Raw genomic sequence first — 2073 nt, 5'->3', positions numbered from 1 at the left:
AAAGAACCGGGTCGTTAAACTCAGAGCAATTCAGCAAGCTTGCATCAGGAATAGCCGCATTCAAAAAAATGGTAGGCGTTAATTCTGTTGACGACAAGCGACTGCGTATAACCGCACTTGACGCAAGCTTTGGGAAACAAGCAGAGCGGTCATTTTATGGCGGCGGGACTGTGTTTATGGCAGACAAAGCGCCGATCGAGGTTGTTGTCCACGAGGCAGCACACTGGCTGGAAGAGTCTGACCCGGTTATTCATGAAAAAGTACAGAAGTTTTTTGAAAGCAGAACGGTTGGAGAAAAATGGCAAAAACTTAGTGACTTGACAGGTAATTCAAATTACGGGGATAATGAGGTTGCAAAGCCAGACAAATGGCCTAAAGCTTACATGGGTAAAAAAACTAACAGCGACAAAAATTCAGAAATTTTGTCAATGGGGATGGAAATGATGTATCGCGATCCAGTAGCTTTTGCCAAAACCGATCCAGAGTATTTTGCTTTTATTCACAACACACTAAGGGGTAAATAATGCCAGTTGTTAAATTTTCGGAAGCCGACGCTACAGTTGAGGGTGGAACTTGGACAAGTGACGATAACGACTTAACTGACCTGCTAAACGAGTGGACGCAAAATGAAATAAGAACAGCAACGATCGGCGAACCGTTTTTTTTGCTTTATTCTCCATCTAACCCCTACCCCGATATGACGATCGCCCAAGCAGCGGCAGAGGCATGGGACGGAGAGATTACAGACGAAGGAACGCCGCTAAAACACGATCCAGATAGAATTTATTAATGAAAGGACACGACAATATGCAAGCTACTATAGCTAGAATTCAAACAGGAACTAGCACGGAAACGTCTAAGCTTCTAACTAAAATATTAAACACATTTTACACGTCGGGGATTGACCGAATTAAAACTTACGGGAAAACCCCTAGTGGCAATATTGTTGGCGAGTTCATTGCTGACGGCACCAGTTTTCAGTACATCCTAAATATGAAAACTAACACAGTATTTTATGAGCCAGTAGGTAGTAAAGCCGCCAACAAAGCAGATTCGCTGCTAGCAGAATCTGAGAATGCCGATCGATTTAAAACAATTTATTCTGTGCGTGAAGCTTTTGATATTTCCGATGCAAGCGCGATCGAGCAAAAACTAGATAGTTGGTTTTTCCGTGCTGATGCAACCGCCAAAGCCAAAATAGGGGTTAAAGCAAAAGCTAACAAATCAGGCAAAACATTGACTTGCACCCCTGGCAAAACATTTCCGTGTGGCGCGGTTTGTCGGGCAGTAGGAAAACCTTGCAAGCAACCGATGTCGCCGGAAGTACAGGGAATGGCAAAGCAAGTTGCGGCTAAGATTAAAACGCCGACGGCTGCAATGACTCTGCCAACACAACCTGCAACCGCTACAGAACTACCCACAAGCAAAGCATCAGGAAGAATTACAGCTCAAAAACTGGCAGAACAAATTGCTGCAACTAAAACACCAGAGTCAGACCTTGGGAAAAAAGGAGAAAATAGATTAATGCCTATATTTGTGAACAGCAAACGCGTTAACGGACTCACTCAAGAGTTTGATGAAAAAGACTTACGTGAAGCAGCGGAAGTATTTATCAAGCTTGGAGGATTTACTGAGCCTCCCGTATTAAAAAGGAAAGGAGAAGGTGCTGATATTAGCTACGATCTGGTGTCAGGAGAATTTCAAGTAGCGACCGCAATAGTTGCAAAAGCTATGCAACCAAAAGTTTGGGATACTTTTCCTGCAACGGTAATTGAAGAAGGCAACGAAGAACTCATCCAAAAACAGATGAAAGCGCAGAAAAAAGCTAATGCTGCACAAAATACTGGTGCTACAACCAAGAAACAAGGAAAAGCTCAGTCTATTGAGTCGTATGATGATTTCAAGAAAACAGCAAATAATACTTATGAAAATTTGAACAAAAGTTACAACTATGGAGGACTTGTACCTATTTGGCATTTACGCAAAGAAATAGGAGAACAAGTTAAACGAGAAGAGTTCAACGACTGGATCATGAAGATGCAAGCTGATCGTTCATTCTACCTTCAAAGTGGA

Annotated in this window: 2 protein-coding genes and 1 pseudogene; all 3 read left to right on the top strand. The window is 42.5% G+C overall.

The window, feature by feature from the left end:
• The coding region (locus QUA24_RS27135; protein WP_333233516.1) for a hypothetical protein at positions 1 to 524 on the top strand (524 nt) is incomplete at its 5' end.
• Entirely contained in the window at positions 524 to 790 is a 267-nt protein-coding gene (locus QUA24_RS27130) for a hypothetical protein (RefSeq protein WP_333233515.1), read from the top strand. The genes QUA24_RS27135 and QUA24_RS27130, both read left to right, overlap by 1 nt.
• Positions 790 to 2073: pseudogene (locus tag QUA24_RS27125) on the top strand (hypothetical protein); the annotation flags it as partial. The gene QUA24_RS27130 and the pseudogene QUA24_RS27125, both read left to right, overlap by 1 nt.

Source organism: Microcoleus sp. Pol12B5 (assembly GCF_036701335.1).
Taxonomy (GTDB): Bacteria; Cyanobacteriota; Cyanobacteriia; order Cyanobacteriales; family Microcoleaceae; genus Microcoleus.
The sequence above is the reverse complement of the archived record's forward strand: the minus strand, read 5'-3'. Positions and strand labels throughout refer to the sequence as shown.